Here is a 19,696-nt window from a genome sequence, read left to right on the forward strand (position 1 = left end):
GCTGATGTTCCCTAAGATGAAGAATAAAACAGGGAGATGAGCAATGAATAAACTGTGGATGACACCTTGGCTATATAGCGGCATTTTATTTCTGGCTGCATGTGGTGCCAATGAAAGTAACTCCAAAACACCAGAACAGAATACAGCACAACAGGCGTCAAGCCAGCGCACTGCACAAAAGTATCAGATTGAGACCGTCGCTGAATTTGATGAGCCATGGGCGATTGCGAGTTTGCCCGATCAGCGTTTGCTGATTACTGAGCGTAAAGGGCAATTAAAATTATTCGATCCTCAAACCAAGAGCAGTATCAATGTCGCTGGCGTTCCAACTGTCAGTTATGGCGGGCAAGGGGGCTTAGGTGATGTCATTTTGCATCCTGATTTTCAGCAGAATCACCAAATATATTTGAGTTATGCCAGCAAAGGTCAGGGTGGTTATGGTGCAGAGATTGCATATGCGAAACTGGATTTATCTGATCCCAAGCAACCCAAGCTTACGGATTTAAAAACCATCTGGCAACAAGTGCCGAAAGTCTCAGGGCAAGGTCATTATGGTCATCGTATGCAGTTTGGTCCCGATGACAAACTTTGGGTCAGTTCGGGTGAGCGCCAGAAGTTTGACCCTGCCCAAGATTTAAATAGTAATTTAGGCAAGATTTTGCGTTTAAATGCTGATGGTACGCCTGCTGAGGGCAACCCGTTTCACCAAAAAGGTGGTGTAACGGCTGAAATTTGGTCACTGGGGCATCGTAATCCATTGGGAATGGCCTTCGACCAGCAAGGGCAACTGTGGGTGGTTGAAATGGGCCCCAAAGGCGGTGATGAATTAAACCGTATTGTGAAAGGAACCAACTACGGCTACCCAACGGTATCGAATGGCGACCATTATTCAGGTTTGCCGATTCCTGATCATCATACCCGTCCAGAATTTAAAGCCCCTGAAATCGATTGGACGCCTGTGATCTCCCCATCCAGTATGATCATTTATTCAGGTTCGCAGTTTCCTTTGTGGCAACACAAAGCGTTGATTGGTGGCTTATCCTCTCAAGCCATTGTCGTGGTGGATTTAGCTGCAAAACCCGTCCAAGAAGTACAACGACTTGAGATGAAACAACGAATTCGCGGCCTACACCAAGCACAGGATGGCTCGATCTGGGTGATCGAAGATGGACCTAAAGCCAAGCTACTTAAACTGCATACCAATTAAATTTTAACTTCAAGTGATACACATCATGAATCAGCCGAAAGCCTTTTCTTTGACTTTAAAAAAACTATTTGTACTTACAGGACTGTTGTCCTGCAGTTCAGCGCTTTGGGCTGGAAATTTGACCGAGCAACAAGTTCAGACCATTGTAGATCAGCAATTTAAGCCTTTATTGGCGCAATATAAAATTCCAGGTATGGCCGTTGCTGTGACTCTGAATGGTCAACATTATTTTGTGAATTATGGGCTTGCTTCAAAGCAAAACCAACAAGCGGTCAGCAACAATACTTTATTTGAACTTGGCTCCGTCAGTAAGACTTTTAATGCGACTTTAGCGGCTTATGCACAGGCACAAGGACAACTGTCTTTGTCGGATCATCCTGCCAAATATTTTCCTGAACTGAAAAATACTGCGGTCAATCGTGCCACGATACTGAATCTAGGGACCTATAATGCAGGTGGCTTTCCGCTGCAATTTCCTGATGAGGTGGTGCATCAACAGGATATGGTGAAATATTTTCAGACTTGGCAAGCAAAAACCAAAGTTGGTGCTGCGCGTCAATATTCCAATCCAAGTATTGGTTTGATGGGCTATGTCACTGCCTTGGCAATGAAAAAACCGTATAGTGAACTGATTGAAACAACCTTGCTGCCGCAATTGGGAATGACACAAAGTTTTATTCGAGTACCTGAGCAGCACATGTCGCAATATGCATGGGGGTACAAAGCCGATCAAGCCATGCGTGTTTCAGCAGGTATGTTTGATGCAGAAGCTTATGGGCTGAAAAGTAGCAGTGCAGATATGCTGAAATTCCTCGATGCGCAAATCAATCCGCAGCAATTCAAACAACCGCTTCGCCAAGCGATTGAAAATACCCATGTGGGTTATTTTAAAGTGGGTGCAATGACCCAAGGTCTGGGCTGGGAACAGTATGCTTATCCAGTAGCACTTGAAACACTGTTGCAGGGTAACTCGAGCAAAATGGCTTTAGAAAGTCATGCGATCACAGCGATTAAACAACCAAAGCTTGCCACGCCTGCGACCTTCTTTAATAAAACAGGAGCGACCAATGGTTTTGGGGCCTATGTGGCCTTTATTCCGCAGCAAAAAATTGGAATCGTGATGTTAGCCAATACCAATTTTCCCAATGAAGAGCGGATCAAAGCCAGCTATCGGGTGATGCAACAGTTGGTTCAGAACAACAGCGCGCAATAGAATGTCGCGTGAGTGCAGATTCAAATTGTAGATTTGAGCCAGACACAATAGACTAGGGTAAAAGATCATAAAGCCAGTGATGATGTCAGATACGCATATTCCTTTACCTGAACGTTTACGCCCTCGTGACTTGTCCGAAATTATCGGACAAGATCATTTGTTGGGTGAAAATGCCCCTTTACGTCAGATGATTGATCAAGGGCATTTGCCTTCGATCATCTTCTGGGGGCCTCCAGGGGTCGGGAAAACCACGATTGCATTGTTATTGGCTCAGGCAGTAGATCGTCCTTTTATCAGCCTATCTGCACTTAATACCGGCGTGAAAGAACTCCGTGAGGTGATTGCGGAAAGTGGTGACTTGTTAACCCCTGTGGTATTTATTGATGAGATCCATCGTTTCAATAAATCGCAGCAAGACGCCTTACTCAATGCGGTTGAGAAAGGCAAAATCACCTTGATTGGGGCGACTACAGAGAATCCTTCTTTTGAAGTGAATAGTGCCTTACTGTCCCGCTGTCAGGTCTATACCCTGAATAATCTGAGTGCTGAGGCGATTCAAACCCTACTGAATAAAGCCATTCAAACGGATAAGTTCTTAAAAGAACGCTTTATCCAGATTGAAGAATATGATGCACTGATTCAGTTTGCGGCAGGTGATGCACGTAAGGCGCTTAATCTGATTGATTTGATTGCCAGTACCTTTGAGCCTGATGTTGAGAATATTGTAACCAATGCCATCGTCGTTAAAGTCGCGCAGCAGAATATTGCACGCTATGACAAATCGGGTGAGCAGCATTACGATCTGGTTTCGGCATTTATCAAATCGATTCGTGGTAGTGATCCAGATGCAACCCTGTACTGGATGGCACGCATGCTGAAAGGTGGTGAAGATCCAGTCTTTATTGCACGTCGAATGTTGATTGCCGCATCGGAAGATATCGGCAATTCCAATCCAAATGCCTTGTTATTGGCGGGAGAGTGTTTCCGTTCAGTCCAAGCGGTGGGGATGCCTGAAGCGCGTATTATTCTAGGCCAATGTGCCGTGTATCTGGCCACTAGCCCGAAAAGTAATAGTACTTATCTCGCGATTAACAAAGCCTTGGAGCTGGCAGAAAAAACCGCAAACCTACCTGTGCCTTTACACTTACGCAATGCGCCAACCAAGTTGATGAAGCAGCAAGGCTATGGCGTGGATTATCTATATCCGCATAACTATCCTGAACACTTCGTGTTACAGGACTATTTGCCTCCAGAATTACGCGGTACCAAACTGTATGAGCGAGCCTTAAATAAACGTGAAGTCGAAGGCGAACGTTTGCAGCAACGTCGTTGGCAACAAGAACAACAGCAGCAGTAATCAAAACTCGGTGAATACACCGATCATTTTAAAATTGTCCAAAGCAAGATTCTGAATCGCATCGATAGATTCTGCTTTGGCCTCAATATGCTATTTGTATAAAAATGAACGCAAAAAAAGCAACACTCATTGGATTGGTCGCGATCTTGCTCTGGAGTTTGATTGTTGCCTTGATTAAGGATGTCAGTAGTCATTTTGGCGCAGTGGGTGGTGCAGCACTAATTTATACACTGGCCTCAATTTTCCTGTTTTTCTCGGTCGGTTGGACCAGCCTCAAAAGCTTTCCCAAAAACTATTTGATCTGGGGCAGTATTCTATTTGTTGCCTATGAAATTTGTTTATCGCTTTCGATTGGCTATAGCAGTAATAATCGACAGGCGATTGAGGTGGGAATGGTCAACTATTTATGGCCGACCTTTACCATGGTCGCTGCCATTATTTTTAATCAGCAAAAAGCCAATTTTTTGATTATTCCTGGCTTTATCATTTCAATATTGGGGATCTGTTGGGTACTCGGTGGAGAGCAGGGCTTAGATTTGTCAGGGATGTTACATAACATTCAGAATAATCCATTCAGTTATGGGCTTGCCTTTATTGGAACATTGCTCTGGGCAGCCTACTGCACGCTCACAGCGAGAATTGCACAGGGAACTAATGGCATCACCTTATTTTTTATTCTGGTCTCGGTGGTGCTGTGGATTAAATATGCATTGATGGGGGGCGGCAGCTTTGATTTTGATGGGTCTTCTTCAATTTCATTGTTTTTTGCGGCAGCAGCGATGGGCTTTGGTTATGCCGCTTGGAATGTTGGGATTTTACATGGCAATGTGACGTTATTGGCAGGTGCATCCTATTTTATTCCAGTTTTATCTGCCTTTTTCTCGGCAATTCTACTCAGTACGCCGTTAGGCCTTTCTTTCTGGTATGGCGCATTTATGGTGTGTTTAGGCTCGATTCTATGCTGGCTAGCAACGCAGAAAAAACACTAAAACATTGTCTGGTTTAGCGTATTGTTGCTGATGCGCTGAACAGTCACTGTATTTTTGTAAGTGACCTCTAGACACTATAGATAAAAGGTCGCATCATCCCGCTTATCAAGGATGATCAAGCTCCACCATGACCACAAACAAAATTAATGCTGCGGAAAGTATCCGAGGCTTGGCATGTCTTGCCGTTGTGTTGTCACATTTATCACTGACCTTTTTTCCGCAACTGCATAATTTTGATGTCAGTGCTGTACCGCAATATGATTTTTTTGCGCAGTTACATCACTCACCCTTGGCCTTCTTTTATTCAGGTACAGGCGCGGTTTTTGTATTCTTTGTTTTAAGTGGCTTTGTACTGACATTATCCAGTTTTAAAAAGCACAATACCGCAACACAATTGAAAAATTCCTTGGTCAAGCGTTACCCACGTTTGGCCATTCCAGCTTTTGTCTCTTGTATTATCGCTTATCTGGTGTGTTTTGTGCCTGTGGATGTGTCGCATGTTTCCGAATGGGGAGCAGCTCTCGCCAACCCACATCCGCAACTGGGCACAGCCTTATATGAAGGCAGTATTGGTGCATTCTTATTTGGCGATTCCAGCTATAACTGGGTGCTGTGGACCATGCAAATTGAGTTGCTTGGGTCACTGGTGATTTATCTGGCCTGTTATTTCTATGGCAAGCTGCCGATTTTATGCGGTCTATTTCTCATCATCAGTATTGTGACTGCGTATACGATCTCGCAAACCGTGTTGTTGGGCCTTCTCAGCTTTGTTTTGGGCATGGGTTTATTTCTGTATGCTGCAGAATTGGGAACCGCTGTTTCCATCTCGCTTTTTTTACTCGGTCTATACTTTTGTGGTGCACATAACAGTAGCTCAAGCTATCAGCTTTTTAGCCAGTTCCTCGGTGAAAAAACATATGACTACCTCAACTTTATTGGTGGCTTTTGCATTGTTTATGCAGTACTCAAAGGCAAATGGCTAGCACAATTCTTTGACCAACCTGTGTTGGTCTTTTTAGGCAAGATTTCATTTTCAATTTATCTGATCCACTTGGCGGTGCTATACGCTTTGGGTATTCCCTTGTTTAATCTTTTATATGTACAAGGCGGCTTGTCTTATCTCAATGCGGGAGTGCTGGCAAGTTTACTGATTGTGTTGCTGAGCATTATGTTGGCACAACCCTATAGCCATTATGTCGATGATGCCGCGATTAAAATCTCCAATAAACTGGCAAAAATGTTTTAACCCCTGAGCTGTGTAGCACAGTAAAAATTGATCAAACATTACAAAAATAATCAGTGAATGCTTTCTATTGTGGGGAGAATCAGCTTTAATCAAAAAAGACATAATAAAAATATGGGTTTTAATGCATGAACCAGACTTATCTCAAACACTGCGCCTTATTTACTTCTATTTCACTGGCTGTTACGGGTTGTGCAACCAAGGCAGTGCCTGTCACTGCAACAGAACAACTGTTTTATGGTGGCCCGATTCTCACCATGTCAGGCAACAGTCCTGAATATGCAGAAGCCCTGTTGGTAAAGGATGGAAAAATTGTTTTTGTGGGCTCAAAGCAGCAGGCTGAACGCTTAGCGGATAAGAGCGTTCAGTTGATTGATCTAAAAAATAAAACCTTATTGCCCAGTTTTATTGACGCGCATAGTCATGTGAATATGGTTGGTTTTCATCAAATGGTGGCTAATCTCTACCCCATGCCTGATGGTCAGGTCTCAGATATCAACTCTTTGGTGAATGTGCTGAATAGTTGGAAAGTCCAAAATCCATCCGTGATTAAAACCATGGGCGGCTGGATTTTGGGGAATGGTTATGATGATGCACAACTGAATGAGCAGCGTCATCCGACGGCAACCGATTTAGATCGGGTCTCTCAAGACCAACCGGTGATGATTCTGCATCAATCAGGGCATTTAGCATCAGTCAATCACAAAGCACTGGAATTATTGAAGATCAATCAAAATACCCCGAATCCAGCGGGTGGTGTGATTCGCCGTGAAGCAGGCTCAAATGTGCCTAACGGTGTGCTAGAAGAGTCCGCTTTATTTACCGCAATTGGCTCAATTTTTAAAGATGTACCCCCTGCGGTGATGTTCCAAATTGCAGAAAAGGGCATTGATGCCTATGTAAAAAATGGTTTTACCACGGTACAAGAAGGGCGCGCTGATCAGGGCACCACTGAAATGTGGCACGCTTTAGCCAAGCAGAATCGATTGCCAATTGATGTGGTTTCTTATCCCGATATCACCACCAGCCAAGACTATATGCTCAAGCAAGGTAGCCAGCGACAGTATGATCATCATTTTCGAATTGGTGGAGTGAAAATCAGTTTAGATGGCTCACCCCAAGGCAAAACCGCTTGGCTGACCCAGCCTTATCTGGTACCACCGGAAGGTAAAGATAAGACATATAAGGGCTATCCTGCCATAAGTAATGATCAGCAGGTCAAGGACTATATCAATTTAGCCTTTAAGCAAGGTTGGCAGGTGCTTGCGCATGCCAATGGTGATGCTGCGATTGATCAGTTTATTGGGGCAGTGAAAGATGCCACAGCAAAACAAGGACTAGCAGATCGTCGTAGCGTATTGATTCATTCACAAACCATCCGTGATGATCAACTGGATCAGCTTAAGGCCTTAGATATTATTCCGTCCTTCTTCTCGTTGCATACCTTTTATTGGGGTGATTGGCATCGTCAGCAAACACTGGGTGAAACCCGAGCTGCCCATATTTCGCCAACTGCAACCGCTTTAAAAAAGCATCTGATCTTTACCGAACATCATGATGCACCTGTAGTACCCCCGAGTAGTATGATGATGCTCGATGCCACCGTGAACCGAGTAACGCGGAGCAATTATGTTTTGGGTGCAGATGAGCGCATTAGCCCATATCTGGCATTAAAGTCGATGACAGATTGGGCGGCGTATCAGTACTTTGAGGATCAGAGCAAGGGTACTTTAAGCCAAGGTAAATTGGCTGATTTGGTCATTCTGAATCAGAACCCGTTAACTGTACCCAGTCGTGAGATTAAAAACATTAAAGTATTGGCCACTTATAAAGAAGGCAAACTGATTTATCAGAACGCGCAGAATTAAACTGAAAACCGAGCCATCTGGCTCGGTTTTTTCTGCAAGGGTAATAAAGCTTATTCGTTGTTTTTAAATATATAGCAAATACTTCCAATTAAACCTATCAGTTGGCCGACCACCCACCCAAGTATAGAAAGATTTGAACATTTCGTAATTGAGTCGTAGAGGATTTCTGTATAGGAGGCTGTTTCTATCATATGCATTAATATGAATTCTAGGATGAATAGGATGATGATCACTGTTAAGTATAAATATTTGTTTTTTATTAAAATGAGAATGATTGAAAAGATAATAGAGAATATTCCGCATATGCTGAGCATGGACGGATCATTTGCAGAAACACCCTGCAACTCTTTAAAGTAGGTGATAGTACCAACCGCGATATAGTCAGAAAGACATAGATCCTGTCCAAATTTATCAATGGTATATCCAGCTATGCCTGACATCAATAAGAAAAAAATTGAAAGATATCTCATCATCATTTTATAAACTTAAGCCTAAAGATAGATCGAATTCCCATGCCTCTACAAAATATTCAGGATCGGCCTAGCGGCTTCATTAATATTGGAATGCCTATTTATGGATTTTAGAGTTAATTGAGCCAATATCATAATATAAAAAAACCGAGCCAGATGGCTCGGTTTTTTGATTATTACCAACGATAATTGATCTTGCCGTAATAGAACGCGCCATTAAAGCCAAAAGGCGAGAACTGGCTATAAGGTAAGCTGCCACCTGTGGGTTGGTTGATATCGTAGACATCTTTATCAGGATATACATCGGTAATATTGTCGCCACCAACCGTGAAGTTCCAGTTTTGATATTGGTAAGACAACGCTAAATCGAGTAACCATTTGGCTGAGAATTTTTGGTCTTTGGCTTCACCTGAATTACTAAAGGTTTTAAAGCTGCCATAACGGGTGAGATTGGTATTTACCGTGAAGTTTCCAAACTTATAGTCATTCGCCAAACTGAATTTATGTTCAGGGGTACTGCCAGCCAATAAACCGTACTGCTCTCGACGATCCAGACGCGTGAGGTTAATGCCCAGCGCATCTAAGATGGCTGGATTGCCATCCACATGGGTCACTTTATTTTTATTGTAGTTGTAGGCCAGTGAGGTATTCAATTCGCCATAAGGCAATGCAGCCCATTTATAGGTCGCAACTAAGTCAACACCACGCGTGCGGGTATCGCTGGCATTGTTGAAATAACGAATCGTGTTGAAGTTGGTGTCAGTGATCCCTTTTGAATTCAGGTATTGGCGAACGGTCGCACTGCTGGCATTGATATTGGAGGACAGGCTAATCCGGTTATCAATGTCGATTTGATAAGCATCCAACGTCACATATAGTTGATCTGTAGGTGTCAAGACTAAACCCACACTATAGTTTTTAGATTTCTCTGGTTTAAGTTGTTCGGCACCAAGCAGTTGAGCAACGTATGACGTGGTGGGAAAGGTACCTGCTTCAGCAAATTGACCATTGATCAGCTGTGAAGAGGTTTGGGTGAAATATTGTTGGGCAAGACTTGGGGCGCGGAAACCAGTAGAGGCGCTACCACGTACCGCAATCGCTGGATGAATCGCATAACGTAAAGACAATGACGCATTATCGGTATGACCAAAATCATTGTAATATTCATGGCGATAGGCTGTAGATGCTGAGAGTTTTTCAGTTAAATTGGCCTCTAAATCCAGATAAGCCGCATAACTGTCGCGTGACCATTCACCAGCATCGGCAGAGCGAAAGCCCGCTAATCCAGAAGAGCCACTTTTATAATAGGACGCTGGATCACCCGCTTGTATTTGATACTTCTGATTTAAATATTGCGTACCAAAGGCAACATTCAGTGGGCTGGCGAGTGCTGCAAGATTAAACTCTCGAGAAAGATCAAAGTTCACTACCGTTTGTGCATTTTTTAATGTGCCATTTTGGAATCCAAAAGGCGTGGTAGCGGTGTCTTTATAGAGATCGACATTAATGGTCTTGGTATCGACATCATAACGATTTAAACCATAATTGACTGAAGCATCATAATGCCACGCAGACCAATCGCCTTTGATCCCTGCAACTGCACCAAAATCATCGAGTTGGCCCTGAATGATCGGCAGATAGCCATTGGGAAACAGGGCAGGAATATTATTGGAGGCATTGCTTAAACGATAGAATCCAGCAGTTTCTGCATTACGATGGCTATAGGTCGCAAAAGAATACAGCTCAGCATGATCACTGAGGTCATAACCTACATTCAAGGCTGCTTTGACTTCATCGGAATCTGGATCACCAAAACGGAAAGTACGCTGCCCATAGGTACTTGATTTGGGATCACGCAGGTCAGCACCTGCGCGATTGGTGGCTTGACTATCCTGCCACTCTCCTGAAAAGATCGCATAGCCATAATTATTCAGTTGGGTCCCACCCGAAACAGAGGATTGTTTTTGTTCGCCATCACCCTTGTTATAAATCCCGTATTTAATCCCAGCTTCGCCATGTTTTGGATTGGATTTCAAAATAATATTAATCACGCCTGCAATCGCATCGGAACCATAGCGAGCTGATGCACCTTCACGCAGGACTTCGACACGGCTAATCGCTGAGATCGGAATGGCATTTAAATCGGTTGGGGCAGAACCACGACCAATGGTCCCGCCAAGGTTAATAAAGGCACCTGTGTGGCGACGCTTACCATTCACCAAAACCAGTACCTGATCAGGTGCTAGTCCTTTCAGTTGAGCAGGACGGACCAGTTCAGTTCCATCCACCACGGTTGGACGTGGAAAATTAATCGAAGGAATAATTCGAGAGAGCGCTGTGCCAAGTTCATTGGAGCCGGTGCGTTCAGTCAGCTCTTTGGCACTGATCACATCAATTGGCTGTAAGGACTCTGTTTGCGAACGATTGTTGGCACGGGTTCCGGTAACAACAATGGTGGCGAGCGTTTTGACTTGTTCGGGCTCTATTGGGCTGTTCTCAGCGGCATGTACATTGCTATACAGGGCAAGCAGAATCAGGCTACTACTTAGATTTAAAGGAAAAGTTTTTACAAGGGGAGCATTCATTTTGATCTTCTAACTCAAGTTTTGTAAACATTTGTGAACATGGTAGGAGCATCAAAATATTTTCAAAAACAATATAAAAACATAAGGTTAGAATTAAAGTTGCAAAGCTGATTGAATGCTTTTTAAGTAGATGATTTATATGGTATTGATATTTAAAGCGAAGCTAATGATTTTTGAATAAAGAATAAAAAAACCAGCCCGATTGGACTGGTTTTTTGTTTAGAAGTAACAGCTTAGCTAGGCTTAGATATCGTCTAAGTTAATGCCTAAACGTGCAGCAACTTCTTCATATGCTTCAACCACACCACCTAAACCTTGGCGGAAACGGTCTTTATCCAATTTTTTCTTGGTGTCTTTGTCCCATAAACGGCAACCGTCTGGAGAGAATTCATCACCCAATACGATGCGGTCGTGGAATACGCCGAATTCAAGTTTGAAATCAACCAGAATCATATTACCTGCATCGAATAATGCTTTAAGCACATCATTCACTTGGTAAGTCAATTCTTTCATTTTTTCAAGCTGTTCTGCAGTCGCCCAACCTAAAGCAATTGCTTGAGATTCGTTCACCATTGGATCGCCAAGCGCATCATCTTTAAAGAATAATTCAAATGTTGGTGGGGTGAGTTCCTTACCTTCTTCAACACCTAAACGACGGCACAATGAACCCGCTGCATAGTTGCGGATGACACATTCAACCGGAATCATCTGAAGTTTTTTAACTAGCACTTCAGTTGGAGAAAGCAATTTTTCAAAATGCGTTTCAATACCAGCTGCAGCTAATTTATCCATGATGAAGGCGTTAAAACGGTTGTTGACCTTGCCCTTACGATCGAGTTGCTCGATTTTTTCGCCATTGAATGCCGAGGCATCATCACGAAAGACCAAAATCAGGTGATCAGCGTTATCTGTCTCGTATACAGATTTAGCTTTACCAGTATAGAGCAAGGTTTGTTTTAACATGAGGGAACCTTTTGAAAAAAATGCCTAGTAAACGGCTAGGCTGGCCAATTTTGGTAAATCTGGGCTAACACTTCAGTTGCAACCGCTGGTTCTGCAAAAGTCGTGTCGAGTTTGAAGAGGGCAATAGTATTGCTTGAGCCAACCGCAGAAAGCTTCAATAGGTAGTTTTGTTCACCCACCTTAATCGTTGCTTCATAGCCATGATCTGCCTGAGAGATGACTTGGTAGTTGAGGCTGCTTACGGTTGCAAAGGCATATTGCCAAGCAGTTGCCGTTGGACCTTCCACTTTCAGTAATGGGTTTTTATTTCCATCCATCACCAATTGTGGACGACCTAATGTCGTTGCTGTCGCTTCAGTGGTAGTGCTTGCAGTTTGCATTGACTCTGGACGAGGTAATGCATAACGGTTGCCAGTTTTGTTTTCAAATGTTGGCGCATGTTGAATCGCAAGTGGATCAACCGTTGGTGCTGGATACAATGGCGTGAATGGTCTTACCGTTGCATTCTCAGGGAATTTGAGTGGTTCAAGCGCTTGCGCTTTTTTATAATCTAAAGAATGATTATTGAGGGCAAAACGACCACAACCAGCCAAACTTAAAGCTGAAATGACAAGGACAACACCAAGACGTAATTGCATCATAAATTGCTCGTATTAAATAATGCCCGCAGTTTTTAAATCTGTGCGGAGCGGTTCACGATATTGTTCTGCGAGAGCGGTTAAAGGCAGGCGTAGACCTGTACTAATGTATCCCATCTCATGCAATGCCCATTTCACAGGAATTGGGTTTGATTCGCAAAACAAAATATTGTGTAGATTTGCAATTTGTTGATTCAAACTTTGTGCTTTGGCTTGATCGCCAGCTAAAGCTGCTTCACAAACTTCGCTCATTTGTTTTGGTGCAACATTGGCGGTAACCGAGATATTGCCTTTCGCACCCAGCAAAATCAGTTCCCAAGCGGTTTCATCATCGCCTGAGTAAACTGCGATTTTACCTTTTAAACCTTCGATGAGGGCTTGACCACGGGGTACATCACCTGTTGCATCTTTAATCCCAACAATGTTTTTAACATCGGCAAGACGAATCACAGTTTCATTTTGCATGTCAACGCCAGTACGACCTGGAACATTATAAAGAATTTGTGGAATATCAACTGCTTCAGCAATCGCTTTATAGTGTTGATATAAGCCTTCTTGTGTGGGTTTATTATAATATGGCGTCACGAGCAATGCGGCATCGGCACCGAGTTCTTTCGCTGCTTTAGTGAGTTCGATTGCTTCGTGAGTTGAGTTTGCACCTGTGCCCGCGATAATTGGGATGCGTTTATTGGCTACACGAATCACTTCTTTGATGACTTGTGTGTGTTCTTCCATGCTTAATGTAGACGCTTCGCCCGTTGTGCCAACAGCAACAATACTATGTGTACCTTGTTGGATGTGCCACTCAACGAGCTTCTCAAGGCTCTTCCAATCTACGCGACCATCTTCAAACATAGGGGTGACGAGTGCGACAATTGAGCCTTGAATATTCTGTGCTAGCTGAGTCATTTTAAAAAACTATCCTATTTTCCCATCCGAGATTGAATTAGTTGAAACGAAATATTGGATGGTTGCAGTATTTTGATTCGTCGTTCAATAATGAATTCGATTGAATGACAATTATGCAAATTATGACTGATCGGCGGCATAAGAACAATATGCTTTAGTCAAACAGCCGAAAACTTTAATTCATCTTTTACTTGAATGATTTTCATCTTATGAAAAGTTTGTGTCTGTTTGGCTAGTCAGAAACAATGAGGCAGCGTATTGTACAAGGAGCGATCTAGGTTGAATAATGAGATGCAAAGCGATTCAAAACACAGTGCATTAATTGTTGTCGATGTGCAAAATGGGTTTACCCCGGGTGGGAACTTGGCAGTCACGGATGCTGATCAGATTATTCCTGTGATTAATCAATTGGCACATCAGTTTGAAACAGTGGTGCTGACCCAAGACTGGCATCCTGATCAACATATTTCTTTCGCTGACAATCATGCACATAAAGCGCCTTTTGAAACCATTGAGTTACCTTATGGTACGCAGGTATTGTGGCCAAAGCATTGTGTACAGGGGACGTCGGATGCCGAATTTCATCCTGCTTTAGATATTCCAACGGCACAATTGATTATTCGTAAAGGCTTTCACGTTAATATTGATAGCTATTCCGCCTTTATGGAAGCAGATCGTAAAACCCCGACGGGATTAAAGGGCTATCTTCAAGAACATCAAATTGATACGGTCTATATTGTGGGCATTGCCACTGATTTTTGTGTGGCATGGACAGCCTTGGATGCCGCACAGATGGGTTTTAAAACCTATGTGATTGAGGATGCCTGTAAAGCGATTGATCTGAATGGTTCATTACACAGTGCATGGCAAAGTATGTCAGCACATGGGATTCAGCGGATTCAGTCTGCTGCAATTTTGGCATAAGCTTGAGCTGTTTGATCTAAAGGCGTTACACTTCTCAGGTTGATGCACCAGCATCAGTTAAATTATGCCTTAAACCTAAACTGAGCATTTTATGACCATCGAACTTGATGATTTTGATCAAAAAATTATCCATCATTTACAAATGAATGGACGCTTAGCCAATCAGGAATTGGCTGAATTGGTCGGTTTATCGACCTCGCAATGTTCACGCCGTCGGGTTCAGCTTGAACAGAAGAAAATTATCACGGGTTATTATGCACAAATTGCATTGAGTGCTGATCCTGCGCCGATCATGGGTATTATTGAAGTGAAATTGCAGAACTATAGTGATGCAACCCATGATCGTTTTGTTGAATTCTTGATGCACGAACCTGCTGTGAAAGATATTCATAAACTGACAGGCAGTTATGATTTTGCCCTTAAAGTGGCAGTTAAAAATCTGGATGAGATGGTCAAACTCATCGGGATTTTGTCTTCCAAGAACTTTGGTGTCAGTAATCTCAATACTTCAATTGTGCTGGAAAAATTAAAAGAAAACGGAATTGCGATTAAATAAAAACAGGATTTTATTGTCGTTTGATCTAAGACAAAGTTAGAGCAAGGCTGATCGAAGCGCATAGACTATTCGAAATGGATTATTTTGAATATAAATTGCATTTATGGCAAAAATATAAGAATAAATTGCGAAATTTTAATAAAAATGATCAAATATGCCATGTCTTTCTTTGAAAGATCTCTCTCCCTTTAGCTGTTCTCCTATTTGAGTTGTACCGTTATGAATACCGAGCAAAATGTATCTCTGGTAAGTCCAGTCATGCCTGTGATTGAGCAGCACTCTAAAATTGAAGATGCATTGGCAATGTTGATCGGAACATTCATTCTGTCTTTTGCAATGACTTTATTGCAGCAGGCAGGCATTATGACGGGGGGGACAGCAGGTCTATCTTTGCTGATTCACTACATTACCGATCTGAAGTTCGGCGTGTTATTTTTCCTGATCAATATTCCATTTTATTATTTTGCCTATAAAAAGATGGGCATCGCACTGGTAGTGAAAACCTTTATTGCCGTTGCATTATTGGCGGGATTTACTGAAATTATTCCACAATTTTTTCACCTCTCCGATGTTAACCCAATCTACGCTACGATTTTTGCCAACGTCTTGATGGGGGTGAGTTTTTTGATTCTATTTAGACATCGTTCGAGTTTAGGTGGTATCAACCTACTGGCGTTGTATTTGCAGGAACGTTTTAAAATTCCAGCAGGAAAAGTGCAAATGGGCATTGATGTGGTGATCTTATTAACCTCATTGCTGTTTGTGGACTGGAAGCTGATTTTGATCTCGATTTTTGGTGTCATTATTTTGAATTCAATCATTTTATTGAATCATAAAACTACACGTTATGTGGCTTGATGCATTTGCCTTTCGGTTATTAACCTGACTGTTGCAGAACACAATCTATATTGATCATCAGATGCTAAATCTGATCTATTAAATGACTGAGATCATGACAAATCCAAAAAAAAGCGCCATAAAGAATTAGTTTATGGCGCTTTTTTTATGTATCAGCGTCGTACAAACGATGTAATTAGACAATAAAGTATCATACTAAAATCTTGGTAAGCGGTTGATTTTTCATATTAGGACAAACAATAAAGTTTCATACCAAGCTCATGCTTGAGGAGTTCAACTCAGAAAATATATACAATAAAGTTTCATACTAAGATGTGGAAATTAGCTGAGCTTTTTCCGCATCGTAGTAAACAGTCTCAATAGAGCCTTTTTTAATATGATTAATAATGTCATTAATGATGTTAAGAGAAACCAAGAACCATTCTTTTGGTTTTACAGGTTTCCCAAATCTATCTTCGATATTAATATCCAACTGAGCTGATTGTAGGACCTTATGAATCAACTTTTCTAATTTATGCGGCACAATATTTTCTGGTAACCCATAGCTAGCAACAAGCTCAACATCTGCGAGTAGATAAGTAGGATCATTCTTTGCATCAGTAATCCGCTGGTTGACCTTACTTGTGGTCACACCAATTTTGTGAATGACATCTTTATGCTCTTTAATGAATGAGTTATCTGACTTACTTCGCAAGACATAAATAGTGCCACTTTTAATTTCGATGGGCTTTGTTGCACAAAGATTTGAAATGCAAAGCGCCCCTAATTGTGCCAAATTTAAGGCGTAACTTGGGTAAGTGGTCGACCTAATTCCGTAAATCTGTTGAGAACTGCTACACGTGCATGAATTTCATTCACCTGACTAGGAAAGCTTCTTGCCATTAATTTATCGCCTAATAATTTGATGCAATGCATCTTGGTTTCCACCAAACTTTGGCGATGATAGCCTGACCATTTTTTCCATAATGTCCTGCCTAAACGTTTAACTGTTCGAAGTAATTTATTTCGCTCTAGCGATCTACTCTTTGTATCTTTCCATGGTTTCGCATTTTTTCTAGGTGGAATCACCGCATATGCTTGCCGATCTGCAATGACCTGACGGCATTGCTTGGTGTCATAAGCTCCATCGGTATAAACAGAGTCAATCTGCTCATCTTGTGGAATCTGATTAAGTAAATCACCAAGCACCTGTGAATCACTGACATTATTGGTTGTGAGCTGAATAGCGCGTATTTGTAGGGTTTTGGCATCTATACCAATATGTAGTTTACGCCATTGGCGACGATATTCAGCTCCATGTTTCTTGCGTTTCCATTCGCCCTCACCTAGAAACTTCATGCCTGTAGAGTCTACGAGTAGATGCAGCCCATCGCTACTTTTTTGGTAGCTGATTGCAATATCAATATGCTTTTGTCTTCTACAAATGGTGGAATAATCTGGTGCTGTCCAATTTAATCCGCAAAGTTTAATCAGACTTTGCACAAAGCCAGTAACCATACGTAAAGACAAACGGAATAGAGATTTAATCATTAAGCAGCATTGGATAGCTGCGTCGGAGTAGGTTTGATTTCGCCCTTGTTTGCCTTTTGATGGAGCATACCATTGCGTAGCAGGATCAAACCAAATGGCAATATTTCCGCGACTCATGAGTGCTCGGTTATATGCGGGCCAATTGGTTGTGCGGTAGATTTTGTGTGTAGGCTTCTTCATTTGAAAATTATATCGCTGAAAAAGCCTTTACAGATAGGTTTGTGCAACAAAGCCCTTTGGTAGCAATCGTTGTGGAGAGTATGGCCACGATCACCGACGAAATTATTGACCTGCATGATCGCATTATTGGAAAGCTATTTGCTATCGCAAAAAATAAACACCAGCAACAATTTCAATCATCAGGTAAAGCGATCAACGACAAAGTGCGTTTGTATGGGCTTATCGGGAAAGCCTTGCTAGATGCCAAGCAAAATGGCAGTGATCCGTTTGCCGCCATCGAAACTGTTATTTCATGGGATGCTTTTGCAGCAAGTATTACTGAGGCAGAAAAACTGGCGCAACCCGAAGACTTTGATTTTTTACCACGAATTGGCGAGAGCTATGCAACTTTACGCCGTTACGCGCCAGAACTTCTTGCCATACTTAAATTGCGTGCTGCCCCAGCAGCAAAAGATATGCTTGCCGCTGTAGAGTTGCTCCGCAGCATGAATGTTGATAATACACGAAAAATCCCCTCTAATGCTCCAATAGCGTTTATCAAAAAACGGTGGGCAAGACTAGTCTTTACCGATGATGGTATTGATCGCCGCTATTACGAAATATGTGTGTTATCTGAACTTAAAAACTCGCTACGGGCTGGGGATCTCTGGGTACAAGGCTCTCGCCAATTCAAAGACTTCGATGAGTATTTAGTGACTGCTGATAAATTTAATCAGCTAAAACAGTCCAATGAGTTACCTCTAACCATTACTACTGATTGTGATCTATATTTGCAAAGTCGCCTTTCACTATTGGAGCAGAAATTAGCAATCATTAATCGCATGGCAGCGACCAACGATTTGCCTGATGCGATGATCAATCAATCTGGTCTAAAAATAACACCTCTCGATGCCGTGGCTCCTGATACAGCCCAAACTTTAATTGACCAAACAGCAATGCTGTTACCACATATCAAGATCACCGAATTATTAATGGAGGTCGATGAATGGACAGGCTTTACTCGACACTTCACTCATTTGAAAACGGATGACACTGCGAAGGATAAAGCGTTATTGCTCACGACCATACTGGCTGATGCAATTAATTTAGGGCTGACGAAAATGGCCGAATCATGTCCTGGTACAACTTATGCCAAACTCTCATGGCTACAGGCTTGGCATATCCGTGATGAAACTTATTCAACGGCATTGGCCGAATTGGTGAATGCTCAATTGAAACAACCTTTCGCTGAAAACTGGGGAGATGGCACTACCTCCTCATCAGATGGCCAACGCTTCCGCGCAGGTGGCAGAGCTGAAAGTACAGGACATATCAATCCAAAATATGGCGCAGAGCCTGGAAGGTTATTTTATACACACATTTCTGATCAATACGCACCATTTAGCAGTAAGCTGATCAATGTGGGCGTTCGTGATTCAACCTATGTTCTTGATGGGCTGCTGTATCACGAGTCTGATTTACGCATCGAGGAACACTACACCGATACGGCTGGATTCACCGACCATGTTTTTGCACTCATGCACATGCTAGGGTTTCGATTTGCACCACGAATTCGTGATCTGGGCGATACGAAACTCTATATTCCAAAGTCAGACATAGACTATGCCGCACTTAAACCCATGATTGGCGGCACACTGAATATCAAACAGATTCGTACTCATTGGGACGATATTTTGCGTCTGGCCGCATCAATCAAGCAAGGGACTGTCACAGCGTCGCTAATGCTACGTAAACTCGGTAGTTATCCACGACAGAATGGTTTGGCATTGGCATTACGAGAGCTGGGGCGTATTGAGCGCACACTGTTTATCTTGGATTGGTTGCAAAGCGTAGAACTACGCCGTCGGGTTCAAGCTGGATTAAATAAAGGTGAAGCCCGTAATGCATTAGCGCGCGCCGTTTTCTTTTATCGATTGGGTGAGATTCGAGATCGAAGCTTTGAGCAACAGCGTTATCGAGCCAGTGGCTTGAATCTAGTGACCGCCGCCATTGTATTGTGGAACACGGTTTATTTAGAGAGAGCGACTAACGCCCTACGAGGGCATGGTCGCACAGTCGATGATACCTTGCTGCAATATCTGTCACCGCTGGGGTGGGAGCACATCAATTTAACTGGGGATTATCTATGGCGAAGCAAAGCCAAGATAGGTGGTGGAAAATTTAGGCCATTGCGCGCAATTGAAAAACCTTAGCGTGCTATATTTTC

The 19,696-nt window shown here is 42.6% G+C and carries 15 protein-coding genes and 1 pseudogene; 10 read left to right on the forward strand and 6 right to left on the reverse strand.

Annotation, left to right across the window (positions count from 1 at the left end):
- Positions 1-43 precede the first annotated feature (43 nt).
- From F993_RS02600 to F993_RS02575, 6 genes are all read left to right on the forward strand, one after another.
- Positions 44-1,207 carry a PQQ-dependent sugar dehydrogenase gene (locus F993_RS02600; RefSeq protein WP_004656960.1) on the forward strand — a complete coding sequence of 388 codons (1,164 nt, stop codon included), beginning with the start codon at positions 44-46 and terminating at the stop codon, positions 1,205-1,207.
- A 25-nt stretch (positions 1,208-1,232) separates the two neighbouring features.
- Entirely contained in the window at positions 1,233-2,420 is a 1,188-nt protein-coding gene (gene ampC, locus F993_RS02595) for a class C beta-lactamase (RefSeq protein ID WP_004656962.1), read from the forward strand.
- 82 nt (positions 2,421-2,502) lie between these two features.
- Complete coding sequence (locus tag F993_RS02590) at positions 2,503-3,777, forward strand: replication-associated recombination protein A (protein WP_032812586.1); 1,275 nt, start codon at positions 2,503-2,505, stop codon at positions 3,775-3,777.
- A 104-nt stretch (positions 3,778-3,881) separates the two neighbouring features.
- Entirely contained in the window at positions 3,882-4,766 is an 885-nt protein-coding gene (gene yddG, locus F993_RS02585) for an aromatic amino acid DMT transporter YddG (protein ID WP_004656966.1), read from the forward strand.
- 127 nt (positions 4,767-4,893) lie between these two features.
- The gene (locus tag F993_RS02580; protein ID WP_004656968.1) at positions 4,894-6,012 is read left to right on the forward strand and encodes an acyltransferase family protein; all 1,119 of its coding nucleotides are present in this window, start codon (positions 4,894-4,896) and stop codon (positions 6,010-6,012) included.
- Between the two features lie 125 nt (positions 6,013-6,137).
- The gene (locus tag F993_RS02575) at positions 6,138-7,877 is read left to right on the forward strand and encodes an amidohydrolase (RefSeq protein WP_004656971.1); all 1,740 of its coding nucleotides are present in this window, start codon (positions 6,138-6,140) and stop codon (positions 7,875-7,877) included.
- 646 nt (positions 7,878-8,523) lie between these two features.
- On the opposite strand, the gene F993_RS02565 is transcribed toward F993_RS02575, so the two are convergent.
- From F993_RS02565 to dapA, 4 genes are all read right to left on the reverse strand, one after another.
- On the reverse strand, positions 8,524-10,932 hold the full coding sequence (locus tag F993_RS02565) for a TonB-dependent receptor plug domain-containing protein (protein ID WP_004656975.1): 2,409 nt from the start codon (positions 10,930-10,932) through the stop codon (positions 8,524-8,526).
- A 243-nt stretch (positions 10,933-11,175) separates the two neighbouring features.
- The gene (gene purC / locus F993_RS02560; RefSeq protein WP_004656976.1) at positions 11,176-11,895 is read right to left on the reverse strand and encodes a phosphoribosylaminoimidazolesuccinocarboxamide synthase; all 720 of its coding nucleotides are present in this window, start codon (positions 11,893-11,895) and stop codon (positions 11,176-11,178) included.
- 35 nt (positions 11,896-11,930) lie between these two features.
- On the reverse strand, positions 11,931-12,533 hold the full coding sequence (locus F993_RS02555; protein ID WP_004656978.1) for a hypothetical protein: 603 nt from the start codon (positions 12,531-12,533) through the stop codon (positions 11,931-11,933).
- Positions 12,534-12,548: 15 nt separating this feature from the next.
- Positions 12,549-13,442: a 4-hydroxy-tetrahydrodipicolinate synthase gene (gene dapA / locus F993_RS02550; protein ID WP_004656980.1), complete on the reverse strand. Its 894-nt coding sequence runs from the start codon at positions 13,440-13,442 to the stop codon at positions 12,549-12,551.
- A gap of 291 nt (positions 13,443-13,733) precedes the next feature.
- Between dapA and pncA the strand changes: the two genes are divergently transcribed.
- The 3 genes from pncA to F993_RS02535 all read left to right on the forward strand — a co-directional run bounded on the left by pncA (position 13,734) and on the right by F993_RS02535 (position 15,780).
- On the forward strand, positions 13,734-14,366 hold the full coding sequence (gene pncA / locus F993_RS02545) for a bifunctional nicotinamidase/pyrazinamidase (protein ID WP_004656981.1): 633 nt from the start codon (positions 13,734-13,736) through the stop codon (positions 14,364-14,366).
- A gap of 91 nt (positions 14,367-14,457) precedes the next feature.
- Positions 14,458-14,922 (forward strand): Lrp/AsnC family transcriptional regulator, encoded by a 465-nt coding sequence (locus tag F993_RS02540; RefSeq protein WP_004656983.1) that lies wholly within the window; start codon positions 14,458-14,460, stop codon positions 14,920-14,922.
- Between the two features lie 219 nt (positions 14,923-15,141).
- Positions 15,142-15,780, forward strand: a complete 639-nt coding sequence (locus tag F993_RS02535) for a YitT family protein (RefSeq protein ID WP_004656984.1) — start codon at positions 15,142-15,144, stop codon at positions 15,778-15,780.
- Positions 15,781-16,087: 307 nt separating this feature from the next.
- Here F993_RS02535 and F993_RS02530 read toward each other — a convergent pair whose 3' ends face one another.
- The gene (locus F993_RS02530) at positions 16,088-16,555 is read right to left on the reverse strand and encodes a GIY-YIG nuclease family protein (protein ID WP_004656987.1); all 468 of its coding nucleotides are present in this window, start codon (positions 16,553-16,555) and stop codon (positions 16,088-16,090) included.
- A 2-nt stretch (positions 16,556-16,557) separates the two neighbouring features.
- The gene (locus tag F993_RS02525; protein WP_081401976.1) at positions 16,558-17,490 is read right to left on the reverse strand and encodes an IS5-like element IS17 family transposase; all 933 of its coding nucleotides are present in this window, start codon (positions 17,488-17,490) and stop codon (positions 16,558-16,560) included.
- A 56-nt stretch (positions 17,491-17,546) separates the two neighbouring features.
- Between F993_RS02525 and F993_RS02520 the strand changes: the two are divergent.
- A pseudogene (locus F993_RS02520) lies at positions 17,547-19,682 on the forward strand (Tn3-like element ISAcsp1 family transposase); the annotation flags it as partial.
- Positions 19,683-19,696 lie beyond the last annotated feature (14 nt).

The organism is Acinetobacter proteolyticus (assembly GCF_000367945.1).
Lineage (GTDB): Bacteria > Pseudomonadota > Gammaproteobacteria > Pseudomonadales > Moraxellaceae > Acinetobacter > Acinetobacter proteolyticus.

Coding starts and splice junctions, on each gene's coding strand:
- purC (WP_004656976.1), bottom strand. CDS start 11,895: ATGTTAAAACAAACCTTGCTCTATACTGGTAAAGCTAAATCTGTATAC.
- dapA (WP_004656980.1), bottom strand. CDS start 13,442: ATGACTCAGCTAGCACAGAATATTCAAGGCTCAATTGTCGCACTCGTC.
- pncA (WP_004656981.1), top strand. CDS start 13,734: ATGCAAAGCGATTCAAAACACAGTGCATTAATTGTTGTCGATGTGCAA.
- F993_RS02540 (WP_004656983.1), top strand. CDS start 14,458: ATGACCATCGAACTTGATGATTTTGATCAAAAAATTATCCATCATTTA.
- yddG (WP_004656966.1), top strand. CDS start 3,882: ATGAACGCAAAAAAAGCAACACTCATTGGATTGGTCGCGATCTTGCTC.
- F993_RS02580 (WP_004656968.1), top strand. CDS start 4,894: ATGACCACAAACAAAATTAATGCTGCGGAAAGTATCCGAGGCTTGGCA.
- F993_RS02600 (WP_004656960.1), top strand. CDS start 44: ATGAATAAACTGTGGATGACACCTTGGCTATATAGCGGCATTTTATTT.
- F993_RS02535 (WP_004656984.1), top strand. CDS start 15,142: ATGAATACCGAGCAAAATGTATCTCTGGTAAGTCCAGTCATGCCTGTG.
- F993_RS02525 (WP_081401976.1), bottom strand. CDS start 17,490: ATGAAGAAGCCTACACACAAAATCTACCGCACAACCAATTGGCCCGCA.
- F993_RS02565 (WP_004656975.1), bottom strand. CDS start 10,932: ATGAATGCTCCCCTTGTAAAAACTTTTCCTTTAAATCTAAGTAGTAGC.
- ampC (WP_004656962.1), top strand. CDS start 1,233: ATGAATCAGCCGAAAGCCTTTTCTTTGACTTTAAAAAAACTATTTGTA.
- F993_RS02575 (WP_004656971.1), top strand. CDS start 6,138: ATGAACCAGACTTATCTCAAACACTGCGCCTTATTTACTTCTATTTCA.
- F993_RS02590 (WP_032812586.1), top strand. CDS start 2,503: ATGTCAGATACGCATATTCCTTTACCTGAACGTTTACGCCCTCGTGAC.
- F993_RS02555 (WP_004656978.1), bottom strand. CDS start 12,533: ATGCAATTACGTCTTGGTGTTGTCCTTGTCATTTCAGCTTTAAGTTTG.